Annotated in this window: 20 protein-coding genes and 1 pseudogene; 14 read left to right on the top strand and 7 right to left on the bottom strand. The window is 47.4% G+C overall.

What is annotated here, in order from left to right; genetic code table 11:
• Positions 1-34 precede the first annotated feature (34 nt).
• On the bottom strand, positions 35-1,213 hold the full coding sequence (locus A8F94_RS10965) for a DUF2812 domain-containing protein (RefSeq protein ID WP_066199702.1): 1,179 nt from the start codon (positions 1,211-1,213) through the stop codon (positions 35-37).
• Positions 1,210-1,533, bottom strand: a complete 324-nt coding sequence (locus A8F94_RS10960) for a PadR family transcriptional regulator (protein ID WP_066199700.1) — start codon at positions 1,531-1,533, stop codon at positions 1,210-1,212. Before A8F94_RS10960 ends, A8F94_RS10965 begins: the two co-directional genes overlap by 4 nt.
• A gap of 237 nt (positions 1,534-1,770) precedes the next feature.
• Between A8F94_RS10960 and A8F94_RS10955 the strand changes: the two genes are divergently transcribed.
• The 5 genes and pseudogenes from A8F94_RS10955 to A8F94_RS10940 all read left to right on the top strand — a co-directional run bounded on the left by A8F94_RS10955 (position 1,771) and on the right by A8F94_RS10940 (position 5,517).
• Entirely contained in the window at positions 1,771-2,328 is a 558-nt protein-coding gene (locus A8F94_RS10955) for a TVP38/TMEM64 family protein (protein ID WP_066199697.1), read from the top strand.
• Between the two features lie 884 nt (positions 2,329-3,212).
• Positions 3,213-3,734 (top strand): annotated as a pseudogene (gene msrA / locus A8F94_RS26180) (peptide-methionine (S)-S-oxide reductase MsrA); the annotation flags it as partial.
• The gene (msrB, locus tag A8F94_RS26175) at positions 3,711-4,160 is read left to right on the top strand and encodes a peptide-methionine (R)-S-oxide reductase MsrB (RefSeq protein WP_302621313.1); all 450 of its coding nucleotides are present in this window, start codon (positions 3,711-3,713) and stop codon (positions 4,158-4,160) included. The pseudogene msrA and the gene msrB, both read left to right, overlap by 24 nt.
• A gap of 91 nt (positions 4,161-4,251) precedes the next feature.
• Positions 4,252-5,070 carry a purine-nucleoside phosphorylase gene (locus tag A8F94_RS10945; protein WP_066199692.1) on the top strand — a complete coding sequence of 273 codons (819 nt, stop codon included), beginning with the start codon at positions 4,252-4,254 and terminating at the stop codon, positions 5,068-5,070.
• Between the two features lie 120 nt (positions 5,071-5,190).
• Positions 5,191-5,517 carry a hypothetical protein gene (locus tag A8F94_RS10940; RefSeq protein ID WP_066199691.1) on the top strand — a complete coding sequence of 109 codons (327 nt, stop codon included), beginning with the start codon at positions 5,191-5,193 and terminating at the stop codon, positions 5,515-5,517.
• 267 nt (positions 5,518-5,784) lie between these two features.
• On the opposite strand, the gene A8F94_RS10935 is transcribed toward A8F94_RS10940, so the two are convergent.
• On the bottom strand, positions 5,785-6,336 hold the full coding sequence (locus A8F94_RS10935) for a DUF4240 domain-containing protein (RefSeq protein WP_066199690.1): 552 nt from the start codon (positions 6,334-6,336) through the stop codon (positions 5,785-5,787).
• Positions 6,337-6,446: 110 nt separating this feature from the next.
• Here A8F94_RS10935 and A8F94_RS10930 point away from each other — a divergent pair, with 110 nt between their 5' ends.
• Positions 6,447-6,821, top strand: a complete 375-nt coding sequence (locus tag A8F94_RS10930; protein ID WP_066199687.1) for a DUF4362 domain-containing protein — start codon at positions 6,447-6,449, stop codon at positions 6,819-6,821.
• A 104-nt stretch (positions 6,822-6,925) separates the two neighbouring features.
• Here A8F94_RS10930 and A8F94_RS10925 read toward each other — a convergent pair whose 3' ends face one another.
• Positions 6,926-7,399, bottom strand: coding sequence for a GNAT family N-acetyltransferase (locus A8F94_RS10925; RefSeq protein ID WP_066199681.1), 474 nt, complete (start codon positions 7,397-7,399; stop codon positions 6,926-6,928).
• Between the two features lie 171 nt (positions 7,400-7,570).
• Here A8F94_RS10925 and A8F94_RS10920 point away from each other — a divergent pair, with 171 nt between their 5' ends.
• The 5 genes from A8F94_RS10920 (at position 7,571) to A8F94_RS10900 (ending at position 10,369) form a co-directional block, all read left to right on the top strand.
• Positions 7,571-7,843, top strand: a complete 273-nt coding sequence (locus A8F94_RS10920; RefSeq protein ID WP_066199679.1) for a ubiquitin-like small modifier protein 1 — start codon at positions 7,571-7,573, stop codon at positions 7,841-7,843.
• A gap of 1 nt (position 7,844) precedes the next feature.
• Positions 7,845-8,117 carry a hypothetical protein gene (locus tag A8F94_RS10915; RefSeq protein WP_066199675.1) on the top strand — a complete coding sequence of 91 codons (273 nt, stop codon included), beginning with the start codon at positions 7,845-7,847 and terminating at the stop codon, positions 8,115-8,117.
• 11 nt (positions 8,118-8,128) lie between these two features.
• Positions 8,129-8,362, top strand: a complete 234-nt coding sequence (locus A8F94_RS10910; protein WP_441294185.1) for a hypothetical protein — start codon at positions 8,129-8,131, stop codon at positions 8,360-8,362.
• 174 nt (positions 8,363-8,536) lie between these two features.
• Positions 8,537-9,454, top strand: a complete 918-nt coding sequence (locus tag A8F94_RS10905; protein ID WP_066199667.1) for a nucleoside hydrolase — start codon at positions 8,537-8,539, stop codon at positions 9,452-9,454.
• 18 nt (positions 9,455-9,472) lie between these two features.
• Positions 9,473-10,369, top strand: a complete 897-nt coding sequence (locus tag A8F94_RS10900; RefSeq protein ID WP_066199665.1) for an EamA family transporter — start codon at positions 9,473-9,475, stop codon at positions 10,367-10,369.
• Between the two features lie 326 nt (positions 10,370-10,695).
• Here A8F94_RS10900 and A8F94_RS10895 read toward each other — a convergent pair whose 3' ends face one another.
• Positions 10,696-11,463: an alpha/beta hydrolase gene (locus A8F94_RS10895; RefSeq protein ID WP_066199662.1), complete on the bottom strand. Its 768-nt coding sequence runs from the start codon at positions 11,461-11,463 to the stop codon at positions 10,696-10,698.
• A gap of 76 nt (positions 11,464-11,539) precedes the next feature.
• Complete coding sequence (locus A8F94_RS10890) at positions 11,540-13,381, bottom strand: aldehyde ferredoxin oxidoreductase family protein (RefSeq protein WP_066199659.1); 1,842 nt, start codon at positions 13,379-13,381, stop codon at positions 11,540-11,542.
• A 368-nt stretch (positions 13,382-13,749) separates the two neighbouring features.
• On the opposite strand from A8F94_RS10890, the gene A8F94_RS10885 reads away from it, so the two are divergent.
• Positions 13,750-14,781 (top strand): ThiF family adenylyltransferase, encoded by a 1,032-nt coding sequence (locus tag A8F94_RS10885; RefSeq protein WP_066199656.1) that lies wholly within the window; start codon positions 13,750-13,752, stop codon positions 14,779-14,781.
• A 260-nt stretch (positions 14,782-15,041) separates the two neighbouring features.
• Here A8F94_RS10885 and A8F94_RS10875 read toward each other — a convergent pair whose 3' ends face one another.
• A complete protein-coding gene (locus A8F94_RS10875) occupies positions 15,042-15,488 on the bottom strand; it encodes a GNAT family N-acetyltransferase (RefSeq protein ID WP_066199650.1) in 447 nt (148 codons plus the stop codon).
• Between the two features lie 239 nt (positions 15,489-15,727).
• Here A8F94_RS10875 and cls point away from each other — a divergent pair, with 239 nt between their 5' ends.
• Entirely contained in the window at positions 15,728-17,239 is a 1,512-nt protein-coding gene (gene cls / locus A8F94_RS10870; protein ID WP_066199647.1) for a cardiolipin synthase, read from the top strand.
• Positions 17,240-17,542: 303 nt separating this feature from the next.
• Positions 17,543-18,367, top strand: a complete 825-nt coding sequence (gene nadE / locus A8F94_RS10865) for an ammonia-dependent NAD(+) synthetase (RefSeq protein WP_066199644.1) — start codon at positions 17,543-17,545, stop codon at positions 18,365-18,367.
• The last annotated feature ends 78 nt before the right edge of the window (positions 18,368-18,445 follow it).

Raw genomic sequence — 18,445 nt, 5'->3', positions numbered from 1 at the left:
AACAGAGCAGCCTGTTTTCCCTTTTTTGCACCTTTTAAAAGTCATATGTCCTTCTAAGCCTCCAGTAAAACAGCCATGTTCGAACTGTAAACGAGCCAAAAATAATAATACAGATAATGAACATAACCGTGTTAAACAGGTTTAGCCTGGTCATTCCGTTGGAAGCTGTATAGGTGGTGAACGCCACAATATTAAATAGATACATAATGACTATAGGTAAAAAGATAACTGTGTGGGTGATTGCTATCCTTTTCGCATGTTTTAAACGATGTGATTTATCACTATACAATTGAGGCGGTTGTTCAGCGTCTGGATACTCCCGGCTCCAAATCGTCCATTTTGTCAAAACTGAATTGGACATAAAAACACTTGTCCAGCCTGCGTCCCTGTGCATAGTAAAATAGTTCTCATTCGCCATGTTTTGATAATCGGCACAATAACGGACATTGCGGGGGTTCCCAATTGTAAAGTAAAAGGCAGTACCTGTCCGGCTGACCCGATACAGGTTGTACCCGCGGGCTTCCATCGCTTCGAGCCATTCTTCGAGCCGATCTGGAGAATACATCCAGCCGAACTTTCGTTTAACGACCAGTTGGCCTGAGCGTTTCAACTCCCGTTCATCCTCCTTATTCATGCTGGCACGGGAGTACTTCTTGTTATGACCATTGAGCAGCGATTTGTTTGTTTTATAAATCAACAGAATTTGATAGAGACAAAGGATATACACAACAACTGCCAAAGCAAATGCCGTATATGTAAAAGCCCACATCGGACTCGGAACAACCTCAACTGGTACATCTTCGAGCAGGGTAAATGCGAACATTGAAAGGTTAAAAACAAGCAGGAAAGTAAAATAGAGTACGATGCCAGCGAATATGTACGTGTGTATCCTGTTCCTTTTAACGATGCCTTCACGGACAGGGGAGGTCTTGATTTGTTCCAGAGGCAGTTCATTCGCGAGAAAATCCCAATTCCCCGTATGCAGGACTTGTTGCCAGCCTTCATTTACTAGAGATCTAGGCAATGACGTTCCTTTGACCTTGTCATATCCAATCCGATAGGTAATGGATTTGGGGCTGCCCTGCCTAAACGAAAAAGTGCGTGTGCTGCGATTCAATCCTTCAAGAAAGTAACCTCGTTCGGCCATAGCCGAAAGCCAAGTTTCAGTCTTTTGAATATCGTAGCTCCAATACGGCCTAAATGCTTTTTTCATAAAAAAGCCCCCTCGTATTTAATCGCATTTCCGTAAAGCTCCTTAAGCCTCTGAATCTCGGCCGCTATCAACTGCCTTCCAACCTCAGTAATCTCATATACTGTTTTTCGTTCTTCATCGGCAAATACCGTGATAACCCCATCTTTTTGCATCTTTGTCAAAGTACCGTAGACTGTCCCGGATCCGAGCTGTATCCGTGAATTCGAAATGTCCTCGACATGTTTTACAATTCCATAGCCATGCCTTGGAGTGGATAAAGACAGGAGAATATAAAATGCTGTTTCTGTCATCGGTATGTATTTTTTAAGGACCTTTTCCATGGTCAAAGCGGCCACCTCACTTATACACAATTTGTATCGCAGCTAGATATGTCATGATACGACTATATCACGGTGTGACATAATAAGAAAGAGGCTTTGGAAAAATATTCTTTAGTTTCTGGTGGCTTTATGAATTTTGGGCAATTATTTTCATATGGGATTGGGTTTTAGGTATACTTGATATAGATGGTTTTTATGCCGAACTGACGCGTGAAAGTGTAGCAATGGGGTAATAGGATGGAGCAGTGGGTGATTGAGCTTTTACAAACGTATCGCGGTGCAGCAATGGCGGTTAGTGTCTTCCTCAACATTGTCATCAGCATTCTCGGCGTTGTTCCGAGCGTGTTCCTGACCGCAGCGAATATCGTTGTGTTCGGGCTTGTTGAGGGCACTGTCATTTCTGCGCTTGGTGAAGCTGTCGGGGCAGCGGTATCATTTGTACTCTACCGCAAAGGCTTCAGGAAATGGGCCGGAGAGAGGCTGCCAGATAAGCAATGGGTCAACAGACTGCTCCAGGCACGCGGAAAGGAAGCTTTTTTTCTTGTATTCGGCCTGCGGCTGCTTCCATTTGTCCCGTCCGGCCTGGTGACCTTCGTGGCTGCAATTGGCACAATCGGTATCAGCACCTTTGTTGGTTCAAGCACTCTTGGTAAAATTCCTGCCCTGATCATCGAGGCATATTCCGTTTATCAGGTTACAGAGTCGACAATTCAGGGCAAACTGATTTTGTTGGCAATTGGATTCGTGTTTTTATATATCGGGTTTACGTGGCTGAGGCGCGGGAGTAAAGAATAGCAGCACTGGCATCGGACAATCGGTGACGAATGACAACTCGAGCGTCCAAAGGCCTCAAGATATCATTCATAAAGGTGATGAATGACAACTCGAGGGTAGAAAGGCATCAAGATGTCATTCATAAAGGTGATGAATGACAACTCGAGGGTAGAAAGGCATCAAGATGTCATTCATAAAGGTGATGAATGACAACTCGAGGGTAGAAAGGCATCAAGATGTCATTCATAAAGGTGATGAATGACAACTCGAGGGTAGAAAGGCATCAAGATGTCATTCATAAAGGTGATGAATGACAACTCGAGGGTAGAAAGGCATCAAGATGTCATTCATAAAGGTGATGAATGACAACTCGAGGGTAGAAAGGCATCAAGATGTCATTCATAAAGGTGATGAATGACAACTCGAGGGTAGAAAGGCATCAAGATGTCATTCATAAAGGTGATGAATGACAACTCGAGGGTAGAAAGGCATCAAGATGTCATTCATAAAGGTGATGAATGACAACTCGAGGGTAGAAAGGCATCAAGATGTCATTCATAAAGGTGATGAATGACAACTCGAGGGTAGAAAGGCATCAAGATGTCATTCATAAAGGTGATGAATGACAACTCGAGGGTAGAAAGGCATCAAGATGTCATTCATAAAGGTGATGAATGACAACTCGAGGGTAGAAAGGCATCAAGATGTCATTCATAAAGGTGATGAATGACAACTCAAGCGTCCAAAGGCATCAAGATGTCATTCATTGAGCCAAACAGAGTAACAACGAGAGCAAATTGTGATTCATATAGCAAAAACGTGCCAAATGGGTGGCGTAGGAGTCTGGTTAGAGGCTGGCAGCATGGAGCGTCGGCCAATTTTTCAAAAAAAAGGAGTGTTGTAAAATGGCAGAGTTAGCGACGTTTGCGGGTGGCTGTTTCTGGTGTATGGTGCAGCCGTTTGATGAGCAGCCGGGGATTGAGAAGGTGGTGTCCGGGTATACGGGCGGCCACACGGAGAATCCGACGTATGAGGAGGTTTGCTCGGATACGACGGGGCATTATGAGGCAGTGCAGATTACGTTTGATCCAGATGTGTTTCCATACAAGAAGCTGCTTGAGCTGTATTGGCAGCAGATTGACCCGACGGACCCGGGCGGCCAGTTCAATGACCGTGGGCTGTCGTACCGGGCGGCAATTTTTTACCATAGCGAGGAGCAGCGCCAGTTGGCTGAGCAGTCGAAGCAGGAGCTTGAGGCGAGCGGCAGGTTTAGCAAGCCGATTGTGACGGAAATCCTGCCGGCGAAGACGTTTTATCCGGCTGAGGAGAGGCACCAGGATTATTATAAAAAGAATTCGTTCCACTACAACATGTATAAAGAAGGGTCAGGACGGGCGCCGTTTATCCGCGCGACCTGGAAGAAGAAGAAAAGTGATGAGGAGCTGCGCCGGGAGTTGACGCCGATGCAGTATGAGGTGACGCAGAACAATGGGACGGAGCCTCCGTTTAGGAATGAGTTTTGGGACCTAGAAGAGGATGGCATTTACGTTGATATTGTTTCGGGAGAGCCGTTGTTCAGTTCGACCGACAAGTACGATGCAGGCTGCGGCTGGCCTAGCTTTACGAAGCCAATCCGGCGTACGGAGATTGCGGAGAAGCTCGATACGTCGTACGGAATGAGGCGGATTGAAGTTCGTTCGAAGACGGCCGATTCGCATCTTGGCCATGTGTTCGATGATGGGCCGGGTCCTGACCATGCGCGTTACTGTATTAACTCGGCAGCGCTTCGCTTCGTACCAAAGGATAAGCTTGAAGAAGAAGGCTACGGGGAGTTCAAGAAGTTGTTCGAATAGTTTTTTATTTAGGGGGCAGCGTTTGCCCTCTTTTTCTTGTATGTGGAAGTTGGGTATACTAGTACAGTCCATATAGTTAGGAGGAATGAAGATGCACACTTTGCAAAAGATTAATGAAGCAAGAGATTCTATTTATGAAAAAACAAGCCATCGCCCCGAGATTGGCCTGATTCTAGGCTCCGGCCTAGGTGGGCTGGCAGATGAGATTGAAGACGCGGTTCATATTCCTTACAGTGAAATTCCTTATTTCGCAAAATCCGAGGCAATCGGCCATGCGAATGAGCTTGTAATCGGTCAATTGAAAGGCAAGACAGTTGTCGCCATGAAAGGCCGTTTCCATTATTACGAAGGGTATTCGCTTAGTGAGGTTACGTTCCCGGTTCGCGTTTTGAAGGCGCTTGGGGTGGAAACTCTGTTGATTACGAATGCTTCAGGTTCGGTGAACACGAATTATACTCCGGGGGATTTGATGCTGATTACCGACCATCTCAATCTTGTTGGCACGAACCCGCTTATTGGCCCGAACAATGATGAGCTTGGGACACGGTTCCCGGATATGACGAATGCATATAACCGGGAGTTGCGTGCGCTAGCCTATAAAGTCACGGAAGAGAAAGGCATGACGCTTCGTGAAGGCGTGTATGCATGGCTGAGCGGCCCAACATATGAAACTCCCGCTGAAATTCGGATGGTCCGCATGCTTGGCGCCGATGCGGTTGGGATGTCGACGGTTCCTGAAGTCATTGTCGCGGTTCATGGCGGCATGAAGGTACTCGGCATTTCCTGCCTGACCAATATGGCGGCAGGTGTCCTTGATCAGCCGCTGAACCATGATGAAGTCATTGAAGTTGCCGGAAAGGTCCGCGCCAACTTTGTCGAACTTGTGAAAGGTGTTATTGAACAAGCGTAATTTTATAGAATGCCCGGGGCCCTGTTAGGGTTTCGGGCCTTTTTTTATGTTTTCAACAAAATAGAATAAATGGTAAAATTATGACAAAGAGGAGTTGGTGGGAAAGGGGATGCATGAATCGTGAAGGTGCTGCGATTTGCGTTGCTGACGTTAGTGGTGATTGCTGTTTTGGCTGCAATAAGTTACTTTTTATCTGAAAAATTTGGATTAACATTAATCGATGCGATGTTTTATGTTGGGGTAGGTGCTTCGTTTTTCTCACTCTATTTTTCAAGCAGTGGCGGCCTGGCTGAGAATTTTGCCGAGTCGGAGATTGCTGCGAGCTACGAAGGGTTAAAGGCCGGTCATTCTTTTAAAAGAACCTTTCTATCATTAAACGTGAACTTCGTAAATGTGGGGTCTGTTATATTTTTGATTCTAGTATTTTTGAGTGTGTTTATTGGCTAATGGGGACGGTTCTTGTTAGCGGTCGGAAACAAGAACTGCCCTCATTAGCGTGCGAAAACAAATTGCTGGAGCGTGTCATGTAAGGACAAAACGTCATGGCAAAGTGTGAAAATGTCCTTGGCCTTGCGACTCAAGGACAAAACACCATGTTGAAAAGTGAAAATGCCCGTGAACAAGGATTACAGGCATGCCAATATGTCCTCGCTCACTTAAGTTATTCATTTACGAAGGGTGCTGGTGGAGAACCGGGCCCCATTTGCGGAGCCTTTAATAGCCAAGCGGTTCTTCCCCGAAACGCTCCCATAACCTTGGGTACATGTCTTCGAGGTCGTCTTCGTCCCAATCAAGGTCGATATCGGTTTGCGGCTTGAGGCCTTTTTTGTCCAATGCCTGCTGCAATTCATCGTAGGTGTCATCATCCCACTCGGTGTCGCCTGTCTTTTTCAAGCTATAGGCATCGAGCCCGACGGAGAGAAGTTCCTCGTACTCGGGAACGCCTTCCTCGCCGAGATTGTCCTCTTCAATATAGTCAGCCAAGTATTCCGGGTTCGCCATCACTTGGTTATAAGCTTCTTCTCCTTGTCCAATCAGCCAGCCGCGGAAATAGTCAAATGAGTCATCCGAACATCCACCCATCACAATATAGGCGGCAGCCCAAAGGTTGGATTGATAGCTTTCATTCAGCAGCCCCTGAAACCAAAATTCAAAATCGATGATTTCTTGGGCGTTGCGTTTGGCTAATTCCTCTGTCAGCCACTCTGCCTGATTTTCTTTTCCTTTCGACTTTTCAATCAATGCCCAAAATTCATGTCGTTCCATCATAACCCTCCCTGTAAGCAGTTAATTAACTATTCTACAATACTGCAAAAATTCCTGTTTCTGTGTCATAAATCTGAGAGGCGTTCGTCAAATAAATCGGAGGCGAAATCATGAAGAATCTACTAATCTGTACAATTGTGATTGTTTTAGGAGGATGTGATTTGTTCGTCAGCAAGGTGGTTAACAATCACGGCACCTATGAAAATCTCCTGGCGCTGGACGAGTTTGCTGCCGATGTGGAAAAAGGGCAGAATGCTGAGCTTCGGTTCATTGAATATGGAGTTGAAGGCCAGGAGGGTGTACGTAAGCTCAAATACAATAAAGATAGCGGTATTAATGTTCATTTCAGCGTTGATGGAGAGGAAATCAGCACCTATATGTGCGAAGGTATTAAAATAGACGCTGATGATTTTGCGAAACGATATATTCTTACTAACTGTTCGGGTAGGGGAGACCAGGAGTTACTTGTGTTATATGCTAAATAGCAGCTTGGAAGTTTGTGATTTTCAGCGGTGGAGAAATAATCGCGTTATGTGTTTCACCACCGCAAATGCTAATAATTCGCCACGTAAAAAGAACCGCTGCCATTTTACTCACCCTTAAAGACGCTAATGAAATAGTCCTCTTCAGAAAAATCACCGATATACTCGAGCCCTGCCGCCAAATAAAATTGCTTCAATTTCTCGTTGCCAGCCCAGCAGTCCAAATACATCGGGCTTCCTGCTTTTTTTGAAAAAGACCATACCCATTCAATGATGTGCATGCCGAGACCTTCCCCCTGAAACTTCGGAAGGACGGCAATCTTCGAAAGATAGAGGCTGGCCTTTCGTATAGGCACCTCGCCCAATTCATCTATTTTTCCAAGAAAAAACGAGCCTGCCGGGAAACCGTCCTTTAAGAGTAGATATGCTTCACCAGTTTGCGCCGCCCCCTGAACCATTTCCATTGGCCACGGGTACTCCCATTGATTTATTCCTTTTCGATGGAGGGCGAGGGTGGCTTCGTTGCCAATAGTCAAAATGGTCTCTACATCATCCGTGGCAGCTTTCGAGATCGTAATCATTCAAAAAGGCTCCTTTAAGGCGAATTGGTAGTTTAATTGTAACCGAGTAAAAGTAACTTTGGCTAAAAGGGACGGTTCTTGTTTGCGGTCACAACTTCGCGGCAACCCCTCTTTGCCAGGTGACATTCAGGCAAGTTTCCCTTAAGATGGATGGTAAAGGGGGAGTTTTTGATGGTGGTGAAGGTGTTTGCGAATCTCCGCGATATTTGCGGCGGCATGACGGTAAACGTCCAGCCTGATGGAAATCGGGTGATCGACGTTCTGGAGAAGATGGTGGAAATGTTCCCTCCGATTGAAGAGGAAATTTTTACGGCGGAACGGACGCTGAAGGATTTTGTTCAAGTGTATATTAACGGCAGGAATATTGTTCATTTGAACGACCTCCAAACGGAAGTAAGTGAAACTGATCAATTCGCACTGTTCCCGCCGGTTGCGGGTGGCTGAGATGAAGGAATCTGTCCTGGAATTCCGGGGAATCAACCTTAACCATCTCGGCATGTATTTTGAAGAGCTCGGCGCCGTCCGGAAAACAGACTCAATGCCGCTTGTGTATGATGCAGGCGACTGGAGCGGTGAAATCCTTTCCGAACAGGAGCTTTCTTTTACAAAAACCTTTAAGGTTAACGCTGTACATATCCGCTTCAAGGCGGAAACCGAGGATGTACTCACCGAGCTTATCAAAAACTACCGCTACAAAACGACAAGGGTTGGCGGATAGGGGGAATGGTTGTGAAACGGTTTCTCGTGACGATAGGTGCTTTTCTGTTAGTAACAGGCCTGCTCTACGGGATTGGCTATACCTTCAGAATCCCGGCACTTATGTTCAAGTATGAATACACGAACGATGCAGAAGGATTTTTCGTTCAAACGGGTTCAATTCTTCCTTTCCTAATCGGTTTGGCAGCAAGTTATGTGGCAGAGAAGCTATATCCCGCATTAACGGGCTGTAAGACCCCCACCTAAAGGGGTGGGGGATAACAGCCCGTAAAAGCCCGATTGGTTCAACTAACAATCAGTGGGGGATGAAACCCCCACTGATTGAAGTTTCACTTTATATCCGCAGAAAACTTGGTTGATCGCGGCCAAGTTTTTCGTTTTTTTAGGAAAAGATAATACATATAGGAATGGGGTTATAATATGACTGAAAAAGTAATTCTTGATGTTGATACAGGCATTGATGATGCGATGGCAATTGTATATGCGGCACGGGCTAGCGAGATTGAACTGCTCGGCCTGACCACCTGCTTCGGTAATACTTCTGTTGAGGGAGCGACCCGGAACACGCTGCAGCTGCTTGAGCTATTGGGGCGTGAGGATATTCCAGTAAGCATGGGGGCGCACACGCCTTGGAAGCGCGGACATCTTAAGGAGCCGGCGGTTCATATTCACGGCGAGGACGGAATGGGCAATCATTCCCTGCCACTGCCAAAAATAGAACCGACAGGAAAGCATGCAGCAGACGTCATGGCTGAAAATGTTCTTCGGTATCCGGGCGAGGTCACGCTCATCTGTGTCGGCAGCCTCACCAATCTAGCGTTAGCAATAGAGAAAGAGCCAGCGATAATCGAGAAGGTCAAGCGGGTTGTCGTCATGGGCGGTGCTGCAACTGTGAAAGGTAATATCACCCCTCATGCGGAAGCAAATATTTACACCGACCCGGAAGCCGCCGACTTTGTGTTCCAATCGGGATTGCCTGTTACAATGGTCGGTTTGGACGTGACCATGCAGACGCTGCTTCCAAAGGAACAGCTAGAGGAATGGCAAAATATCGGCACTCCGCTTAGCGGGTTTTTGTACCAAATCGTCGGCTTTTATATGAACGCCTATTTAACGCAGGGAATCAATGGCTGTGCGCTCCATGACCCGCTTGCGGTCGGTGCAGTCATTGATCCTGCTTTTATAAAAACAAAGCCGATGCATATCCGCGTCGACTGTTCCGAATCCGAGACGATCGGAAAAACGGTTAGTCTGCCTGGTGAAGCACCAAACATCGAGGTAGCGCTCGAAGTCGATGCCGAGCGGTTCAATCAGCATTTTCTCAGTTTGGTAAACTAGATTTTTAAGGATGATTTTGTGAAAAAAGGCATCGGGATTCTATCTGTATTAATTGCGGCCTCTCTGTACGGGTTCGTCAATACCATTATCAAATTAGCGTACGATGCTGATTTTCAGTACGCAGAACTAACGGTAAGCCAATATGTGTACGGCTCGTTGGGGCTATTGGTGCTCGTTCTTGTGACAAGGTCGTTCAGCAAAGTTTCGCTTAAGGATTTTGGCAAGCTTTTAGTGGTTGGAGGAGTTGGACTCGGCGGAACGAGCCTTGCGCTATACGCCAGCCTTGCCTATGTACCAACAGCCATTTCGCTGGTCATGCTGTTTCAGTTCACCTGGATCGGCCTTATCATTGAAAGATTTGTTTTTAAAAGGAAGGCCCGCCGCAACGAAATACTGGCCGTGATACTCGTACTCGCCGGGACATTGTTTGTTTTGCAAATCACCTCTATTGATGCAGGTTCTGTGAATTTGGCTGGAGTGCTCTACGGATTTCTTGCCGCTATTTGTTACTTAGTCTTCCTGACCGGGGCTTCCGTACTGCCAAATTCGATTCCCTCTTTTTATAAAACGTTCCTGATGGTAGGCGGGACAATGGTCTTGTTGGTCGTTGGATTTGCAGCCACAACCCCTCCTGCCGAGATGAATCCGTTCGGAGAGGTTCGTGGCTGGGGAATCCTGCTAGGGCTGCTTGCTCAAACGATTCCGCCGGTGCTTTTTACATATGGGGCTCCAAAAATCGGCGGAACGCTTACCTCGATTCTCAGTGCATTCGAGCTGCCAGTCGGAATCATTGCGTCTTACTTAATCGTAGGGGAGCAGGTTGTCCTCGCTCAGTGGGTCGGAATGCTCTTGATTCTTGCCGGAATCGTTGTTTCTCAGGTGGGCTTTTCGGAAAATGTACCAGAAAGGAAATAACGGTGGGTCTGTCCAAATAAAAAGAATTTGGGCAGTCTTTTTTCGTTGCTCTTATCGTCCACACCATATTGGTTACATTTCACACGTTTCTGGAGGCCAAAATGTTATCAATACACCTTGTTGGTTATATTTCACATGACCCTGAAACCCAAAACGTTACCAATACGACTTATTGGTTACATTTTGAATGTCCTTAGAAGCTAAAACGTTACCAATACAGGTCGTACGTTAGTGCCTTCCAGCTGCCCACCCTTTTCAATTAAATTTTCCTTTTCTATCTAGGAGTTTCGTCTTCAACTTCTCTTCTAGAGCATTCAATTTACACATTATGAAAGCAAGTAACCCAGTATCGCCGGCATTCTTTTTGCAAAAAAAGAATAGTGGTGAGCAGCGCCTTCAATGACCTCGAAGCGGGAATCCGCTACCTTATTTTTCAGCAAGGAGTACACGGCCTGATTTGATTCCAGAAATCCAGCACTGATGCGCTCGTCATTTGCCACTTCAGTAGTGCCGCAGTCAAGATACATTTTTTCAATTCCGAGCTGCTTGGATTCTGTAATCATTTCTTCCACAGCCTCCTGATTTCTCCAAAAAGCCCCCGAAATTGCGGCAACTCGCTTGAAAATGCCTGGATACAGGAACGCTGCCCGGAGCGTTATCAAACCGCCGAGCGAGCAGCCAGCCATCAATGTTTCATCCGGGGCTGTCTGGTAGGTGCTGTCGATCAGCGGTTTCAGTTGGCCGACGATAAATTCAATATAGCCATCGCCCTTGCCGCCATGAGGGCTAAGCGTGCCAGACAGCAGCCGGCTGTATTCGCCGCATGGCCACGGGCAGTACTGGTCAAGCCGATCTTCAACCGTAGGCGGCGTATCAATCGCCACTACTATCAAGCCAATCCCAGCATCATCGAGATACCCCTCGAGCTTCAAAGAAACCCCGCCGCCAATCGCTTCCTCATCCCGAAAAACATTTTGCCCGTCATGCATATAGAGAACTGGATAACGAACGCCTGAGTCGCCATACCCTTTTGGCAAAAAAATCCGGACAGTCCGCTCCTGCCCAAATAGCTCAACTTTTCTCATTTCAATCATCCACAATCCCCCTAACGTGAAAAAGCTCCCGCATGCATTCACACACGGAAGCCCGATCTTATCTTTCAAAAAGGATTTAAACCAACTGTGTTCCTGGCGCTTCGGCAGTTGGCAGGATGCCTAATTCACGAAGCTTTTCTTCAGGAACGACGCCGTCTCTCCAGCCGCGAACCTGATAGTATTCTTCAAGCATGATATCCATGCGGCTTACATGGCCGGCGCTGTTGCCAGTCGCAGGCTCTTCGGTGAAGCGCTTCGGCAGGAAGTCATCCTCACGCTTGTCGAAGCCGGCAAGGTTATTGTAGTAGCGCTCAAGGTTGTAAATCCGCTCTCCGGCCTTCATGACTTCATCGGCAGTCAAGGTATTACCGGTCATGGTGCTGTATTGCTCAGCATAATGCTCGGCGTTTTCGGAGAACGAAGAGAATTTACAAATGTTCATAGAGTCGGAGAATGCGAGCAGATCCTGGAATATTTTAAGAAGCTCGCCTTTTCCTTCAGCTGCCAAACGGTCAACCGGCTCAGGAATTCCGGCAATCTCAGCTGCAACTGTGTAGCCGCGCAGGTGGCAGGCACCGCGGTTGCTCGTTGCATAGCCAAGGCCGATACCCTGGATGCCGCGTGGGTCGTACGCCGGAATCGATTGGCCTTTAACCGACATTGAAAGCTCAGGCGCATTCCAAAGGGCAGCCGCACGCGCAGGCCCTTCAGCAAGAACGCCGCCAAGGCCTTCGCGGTACGCTATCTTCCTGGTCAGCTCGATCATTCCATCAGCATCGCCCCACTCAAGCTTCTCTTCGATCAAGCCTTTTTCGGAAGCTTCCATCGTGACAGAGAAGGCGTGGCCAAGTTCGATTGTATCAAGGCCATACTCGTTACAGCGGTCAATCAGGTATGCGATTGCTTTTGCATCGCTAAGCAGGCAGTTCGAGCCAAGCGACCAGGACGATTCAAACTCGAAGCTCTCAACGCGTGTCCTGTACGGGCCATCCTTAACCTCAACTTCAATCTTACAGCCGACAGGGCAGGCGTGGCACGTATTGTTTGCAACAAGCAGGTGCTTGTTGACATACTCGCCGCTATGTAACTCAGCCTGATCCCAGTTAGTCAGCTGGGAGTTCTTTGTCGGCAGGGCGCCGACTTCATTAATCAGGTTTGTGAGGACGTTTGTTCCGTAAACGGACAAGCCGCCTTTATTCGGTGCAGTCAAGCCGCCTTCAAGGATCGCTTTGACTGCTTTTTTGTTTGCTTTTTGATATTCCTCAGCTTGGGCAGGAACTGGCATATTGCCTTTCTGGGCCGCCTTGATGACGATTCCCTTCAGCAGCTTGTAGCCCGCAACAGCAGCTGTACCGCCGCGCCCTGCAGCTCGGTCATGTTCATTGATGAACGACGAGAAAAGGACTTTGTTTTCACCGGCCTGACCGATTGTGATCACACTGAGATTTTCTGCGCCGTACTCGTCCTTCATTGCCTGGACGGTTGCACGTGTGCTTTGTCCCCAGACGGTCGAAGCATCACGGAGTTCAGCCTTTCCGTCCTCGATATAGAGGTAGACTGGCTTGTCGCTTTTTCCTTTAAAAATAACGTTGTCAAATCCAGCCCACTTCAGGCGAGCTGCTGTCCAGCCGCCGATATGGGAATCCGTTACAGTTCCGGTCAGCGGGGACTTTGTGACTACACAAAGGCGTCCACTCATGGAGGAACGGGAACCTGTTACCGGGCCTGTCATAAAGCAGAGGATATTTTCGTCCGAAAGCGGTTCCACTTCCGGCCCGTTGTCAAGCACGTACTTAACCCCAAGCCCGCGCCCGCCAATGTACTTTCGTGCATCTTCTTCGTTGATGCTTCGGTACTCAACTGTGCCATTCGTCAAATCAACTACTGCTTCCTTGTTTTTGAAGCCGCCAAGAGTCATTGATTTGCTTACCCCCTTACATGAATTAGTTTCAAATCTTAGAAAAACCGGCATTCGCAAGTAGTTTCAGCGAATGTAACGTTTTTCTTTTGCTTTAGGCAGTATACTTGCCTAATAGCCTAAAAACTGCATGTACGTTTAATTAGATTCGACACCATATTGTCATATTCCTCCTATTGACTAAAACAAATTGAAATTTTTTGAATATTATTTTTCTTGGAGATTTGAACCATTTTAGCGCATATATGAGCCTTTTTGGCTTAGATATGAGCCGTTACACAATATGTGGAAATTTCAAACTGCTCGAAAAAAGGACAACAGACAGCTATAGTAAGAGGTAACAGAACACTTTTGAGATGAGGGATACGATGAACGGATTGGAACGCTATTCACGCCAGATTTTATTTAAGCCGATTGGAGAAGCAGGACAGCGAAAGCTGCTCGAAAGCCGGGCGGCAATCGTCGGGATGGGAGCGCTTGGTACGGTTATTGCCAACCACCTCGTCCGTTCCGGGGTCGGGTTTGTCAGGCTGATTGACCGTGATCTTGTTGAGTTGTCAAACCTGCAGCGCCAGACGCTTTACACAGAGGACGATGCCCGAAAAAATTTACCTAAGGCAGTTGCGGCTGCTCAAAAGCTTCGCTCTATCAACTCGGAGATTACAATTGAAGAGGTGATTGCCGATGTGAACCTCGACAATGCCGAGGAACTGCTTGGCGATGTCGATGTGATCGTCGATGGGACCGACAATTTTTCGATCCGCTATTTAATGAATGATATTGCGGTAAAGTTTAATATTCCGTGGGTATACGGCGGGGCGGTCAGCTCGCGGGGAATGTTTGCAACCATTATTCCGGGCACGACGCCGTGTTATCGCTGTTTGTTCCCGGATGCCCAGACCGGACTTGGAGAGACATGCGATACGATCGGGGTGCTGTCGCCAATCACGGAAATCATTGGTTCATTCGAGGCGATGGAAGCGCTGAAAATTCTTGTTGGCGCTCCGCACAATCCGAATCTCGAGCAAATTGATATCTGGTACAACTCGGCCATGCAAATGGACATCTCGAAAGGCCGCAACCCGGAATGCCCATGCTGCGTTCACAAGCAATTCGATTTCCTGGACAGGTCCTCCGACAAGCAGGTTGCTTTTTCAGCCCTGTGCGGACGCGACACCGTCCAAATTAATCCGCGGAAAAAGCAAGGGGTCGAGCTCGAGAAGCTCGCTGCCGTTTTGAAGGAAGCCGGCAAAGTGACAGCTGCCAATCCCTTTCTTTTGAAATTCCAGCCTGACGAGAAAGTTTCGATGGTATTTTTCAAAGACGGCCGTGTCCTCGTTCACGGAACAAACGACCTGTCAGAAGCAAAATCGTATTTTGCGAGGTATGCAGGGGCATAGATGTTGGCTTGGCGTGGGGAAATGTAAAAGATCTAAGTGACTTTGCAGAGAGAAAAGTTGTGACAAAGTCACTAAAACAGGCTCTAAGTGACTTTACGTTGAAAAAATTTGTGACAAAGTCATTAATAAAAGGTCTAAGTGACTTTGTGGTGAAAAATTCAGTGACAAAGTCATTAATAAAACTTTTGAGTCGTTTTGCTTGAATTTTCGTGCTTTCATATTAAAAAACTGAAAGAGGCCGGGATCTCCCTGCCTCTTTCTTATAACGGTCTTTTCATGAATTTATTGACATCCCGGAAGCCCATTTTTTCATAGAGCTTCATCGCAACTTCATTGTGGACGTATACATTCAGGCCGGCTTCCTGGTAGCCATTCTCCCTGAACTCTTTCAGGGCCTCGTCAATTAGCATTTTGGAATAGCCGCGCCCGCGGTATTTTGGCTTGACGAAAATATCGCTAATCCAGCCGACTTCATCCCCGGTCAGGTAATCATAGGCTTTATCAACATACACCCAGCCAACGAGCGTCTCACCATCCATCAGGCAGCGGAAGTAAGCCCCGTATTTAGCTGAATGCTCATAGGCTTCAATCATCCGCTCGCGGTTGTCTTCAGCATTATGATTGGTAGCCTCGCGGCGGTTTACCCCGGCAAGCTCGTAGATTTCTTCCATTTCGGTTTCTGTTGCTGTCATAAAAAATAAACCCATTTGTAATCCCTCATTTCAATCTTCAGAGTTTCAACAAGCCCACAGACCAATCTTTCTGGCAACTATATTTCTTTCGCTGTCCGGGTTCGGTTTTCCTTCCTGAGTATGTAGAAAATAGGCCGGCACGTCCTTCCCTGAGTGAGCGCTGGCCAGGGTACGGTTGGCATATGTTTTTTTTGCAAAAGATAAAGGGTATATGTATAGGGAAAGTAGACTGCATTGGACACGGAGAGAAGAGAATGTTAAAACGGCGGATTGAGTTTGTATTTGTGATTGCACTGACCGTTTGTTTGTATATGATTGTGTATACAAACATTGGACCCTGGTGGAAGCTGGGGTGCGGGCTATTATATGCGGGAATTATCCTGGTCAGTGTTATTTCCCTGTGTCTGGAAAACCGCTCGGCACCGCACACGCTTGTGTGGATTTATGTGCTCGTATTCATCCCGGTGCTGGGCTATATTTTTTACCTGTACTCGGGCCAGCTTTATTTGAAGGGGTACTTGTTCAAGAATAAAAGGCAGCTGAACCGGAATCAGTGGGAGCGGATGATGCGCTCGGAGACATCGCCGGACCTGACGTTTTTTGTGGAGAATCAGGAGAATTTCGCCAAGTTTGCCCGCAAAGCTGCCATGACACCGATATCAACTGCTTCCCGGTCAGTTGTTTTGAAAAATGGCGAAGAGACGTTTGGGCAAATCATTGAACACCTTCGGGCAGCCGAGTCGTTCATCCACATTGAATATTATATTTTTCGTTCGGACCGGCTTGGCAAGGAGATTATTGATATTTTAATTGAAAAGGCAAAGGCTGGAGTCGAGGTCCGGTTCATTTATGATGCGGCAGGCAGCTTAAGCCTGTCGTCAGCGGATTTGCGTGTTATGAAAGAAGCCGGAATTAAGGCGCTGCCGTTCTCTCCGCTTAAATTCGGGTTTTTTAACCAGAAATTCAATTTCCGCAATCACCGGAAGATTATCATTATTGATGGAAAAATCGGCTTTGTTGGCGGCTTGAATGTCGGGGTTGAATACCTTGGCCTCGATAGCAAAATCGGTTATTGGCGCGACACACACTTGATGCTGAAAGGGGAAGCGGTCTATACGCTTCATACAGTGTTTCTGCTCGACTGGGAGTATGTCAGCAGAGAGAAGGTCCTCGATTATGAACATGCGAAGAAGTATCCGATTGACGACGGCACACTCGATGGTGCAATTCAGGTTGTCGCGAGCGGACCGGATACGCAGCAGGGCATCATGAGTGATTTTTACTATGCAATGATGGCAGGTGCAACCCAGTCAATCTGGATTGCGACACCATACTTTGTTCCGGATGAAGCGATTAGGACGGCGCTTAGGATTGCTGCTTCCAAAGGGATTGAGGTACGGGTTATGGTCCCGGAAATAAACGACAGCTTCCTGACCCAATATGCGACTCGCTCGTATTTCTCCGAGCTGCTCCGCAACGGCGTCGAAATTTATTCGTATAAAAAAGGATTCCTGCACCAGAAGGTTATCATCATTGATGGAAACCTTGCGTCAATTGGGACTGCCAACATGGACATGCGCAGCTTTCACCTCAACTTCGAGGTGAACGTGTTCCTGTACGGGACAAGCTCAATCCGTGATCTGGTTGCGCACTATGAAGAGGATATGGAGGATTCAGAACGAATCGGCGCCGTTGAATTCTACAAACGCGGCCTTTGGAACCGCATGAAGGAATCCTTCGCACGCCTTTTCTCGGGAGTGCTTTAGGTGTACGGGGGCGGTTATCATTTGAGCCCGAAGGAGAAGGTAGTTTCGAGTGCCATTGAAGCCTGCAAAGTGGAGAGGTTTCGGAAAGAGAGTTGCTCACTGAAACCATTCAAATAGATTAATCTGACGTGTGCACAAGGAGTTTAATCTAATTAGGTTATGATTAGCAGAAAAAACGATCTTTTACGATGGGTTGGCGAAAGCAGGGGAGAAAGAGATTGCCCTCTCTGTAGACCAAGTAGAACCGTCCCCTTTAGCCATGATAGAATAAGGAAATTAGATGTATTAGTAGGAGGGTTTGCAATGAGCATTCAACAAAGGATTATTTCCGAACTTCATGTGAAACCTGAGATTGACCCGAAGGAAGAAATCCGAAAACGGGTAGATTTCCTGAAAAATTATTTGATTAAGGCGCATGCAAAAGGATTCGTGCTCGGAATTAGCGGCGGGCAGGATTCGACGCTTGCCGGGAAGCTCGCCCAGCTTGCGGCTGAAGAGCTCCGTGCCGAAGGCCGTCATGCGAAGTTCGTCGCAGTCCGTCTCCCATATGGTGTACAGCATGATGAAGACGATGCTCAGCTGGCGCTTGATTTTATCAAAGCGGATGAGGAGTATGTGTTCAATATCAAATCTACGGTTGATGCGATGGAGCAGGAGTACAACAAGTCTACTGAAGGTCAGGATCTTGCTGACTTCCAGAAAGGCAATGTAAAAGCGCGACTTAGGATGATTGCGCAGTATGCGTTTGCCGGAATGGATGGGCTGCTGGTGATTGGGACCGACCATGGGGCCGAGGCGGTGACCGGTTTCTTTACAAAGCATGGAGATGGCGGGGCGGATGTGCTTCCGCTGACAGGCCTGAACAAGCGCCAGGGCAAGCAACTACTTATTGAGCTTGGTGCTGTTGAACGTTTGTATTTGAAAGTGCCGACAGCTGACCTGCTTGACCAAAAACCTGGCCAGTCTGACGAGACCGAGCTGGGCATTTCCTATGACGTGATCGACGATTACCTCGAAGGAAAGCAAATTCCAGAAGAGGACGCTGCGAAAATTGAAAAGCGCTTCCTCATTTCTGAGCATAAGCGCCATACACCGGCAAACATGTTCGATGACTGGTGGCGTGACTAAACGAAGTGGTGTGCAAAAGGGAGCTGTTCCCGTCTTCAATGAAGGATGCGAAGACCACTTTTTTCTATGGACCCAATG

It is taken from the genome of Bacillus sp. FJAT-27225 (assembly GCF_001685025.1).
In the GTDB taxonomy this organism is placed as follows: Bacteria; Bacillota; Bacilli; order Bacillales; family Cytobacillaceae; genus Bacillus_D.
This window is presented reverse-complemented; position numbering and strand designations above follow the sequence as displayed.

Bases quoted from the DNA above. Each gene is read 5' to 3' on its own strand.
- A8F94_RS10965 (WP_066199702.1), bottom strand. From the start codon at position 1,213: ATGAAAAAAGCATTTAGGCCGTATTGGAGCTACGATATTCAAAAGACT.
- A8F94_RS10960 (WP_066199700.1), bottom strand. From the start codon at position 1,533: ATGGAAAAGGTCCTTAAAAAATACATACCGATGACAGAAACAGCATTT.
- A8F94_RS10955 (WP_066199697.1), top strand. From the start codon at position 1,771: ATGGAGCAGTGGGTGATTGAGCTTTTACAAACGTATCGCGGTGCAGCA.
- A8F94_RS10945 (WP_066199692.1), top strand. From the start codon at position 4,252: ATGCACACTTTGCAAAAGATTAATGAAGCAAGAGATTCTATTTATGAA.
- A8F94_RS10935 (WP_066199690.1), bottom strand. From the start codon at position 6,336: ATGGAACGACATGAATTTTGGGCATTGATTGAAAAGTCGAAAGGAAAA.
- A8F94_RS10930 (WP_066199687.1), top strand. From the start codon at position 6,447: ATGAAGAATCTACTAATCTGTACAATTGTGATTGTTTTAGGAGGATGT.
- A8F94_RS10925 (WP_066199681.1), bottom strand. From the start codon at position 7,399: ATGATTACGATCTCGAAAGCTGCCACGGATGATGTAGAGACCATTTTG.
- A8F94_RS10920 (WP_066199679.1), top strand. From the start codon at position 7,571: ATGGTGGTGAAGGTGTTTGCGAATCTCCGCGATATTTGCGGCGGCATG.
- A8F94_RS10915 (WP_066199675.1), top strand. From the start codon at position 7,845: ATGAAGGAATCTGTCCTGGAATTCCGGGGAATCAACCTTAACCATCTC.
- A8F94_RS10905 (WP_066199667.1), top strand. From the start codon at position 8,537: ATGACTGAAAAAGTAATTCTTGATGTTGATACAGGCATTGATGATGCG.
- A8F94_RS10895 (WP_066199662.1), bottom strand. From the start codon at position 11,463: ATGATTGAAATGAGAAAAGTTGAGCTATTTGGGCAGGAGCGGACTGTC.
- A8F94_RS10890 (WP_066199659.1), bottom strand. From the start codon at position 13,381: ATGACTCTTGGCGGCTTCAAAAACAAGGAAGCAGTAGTTGATTTGACG.
- A8F94_RS10885 (WP_066199656.1), top strand. From the start codon at position 13,750: ATGAACGGATTGGAACGCTATTCACGCCAGATTTTATTTAAGCCGATT.
- A8F94_RS10875 (WP_066199650.1), bottom strand. From the start codon at position 15,488: ATGGGTTTATTTTTTATGACAGCAACAGAAACCGAAATGGAAGAAATC.
- cls (WP_066199647.1), top strand. From the start codon at position 15,728: ATGTTAAAACGGCGGATTGAGTTTGTATTTGTGATTGCACTGACCGTT.
- nadE (WP_066199644.1), top strand. From the start codon at position 17,543: ATGAGCATTCAACAAAGGATTATTTCCGAACTTCATGTGAAACCTGAG.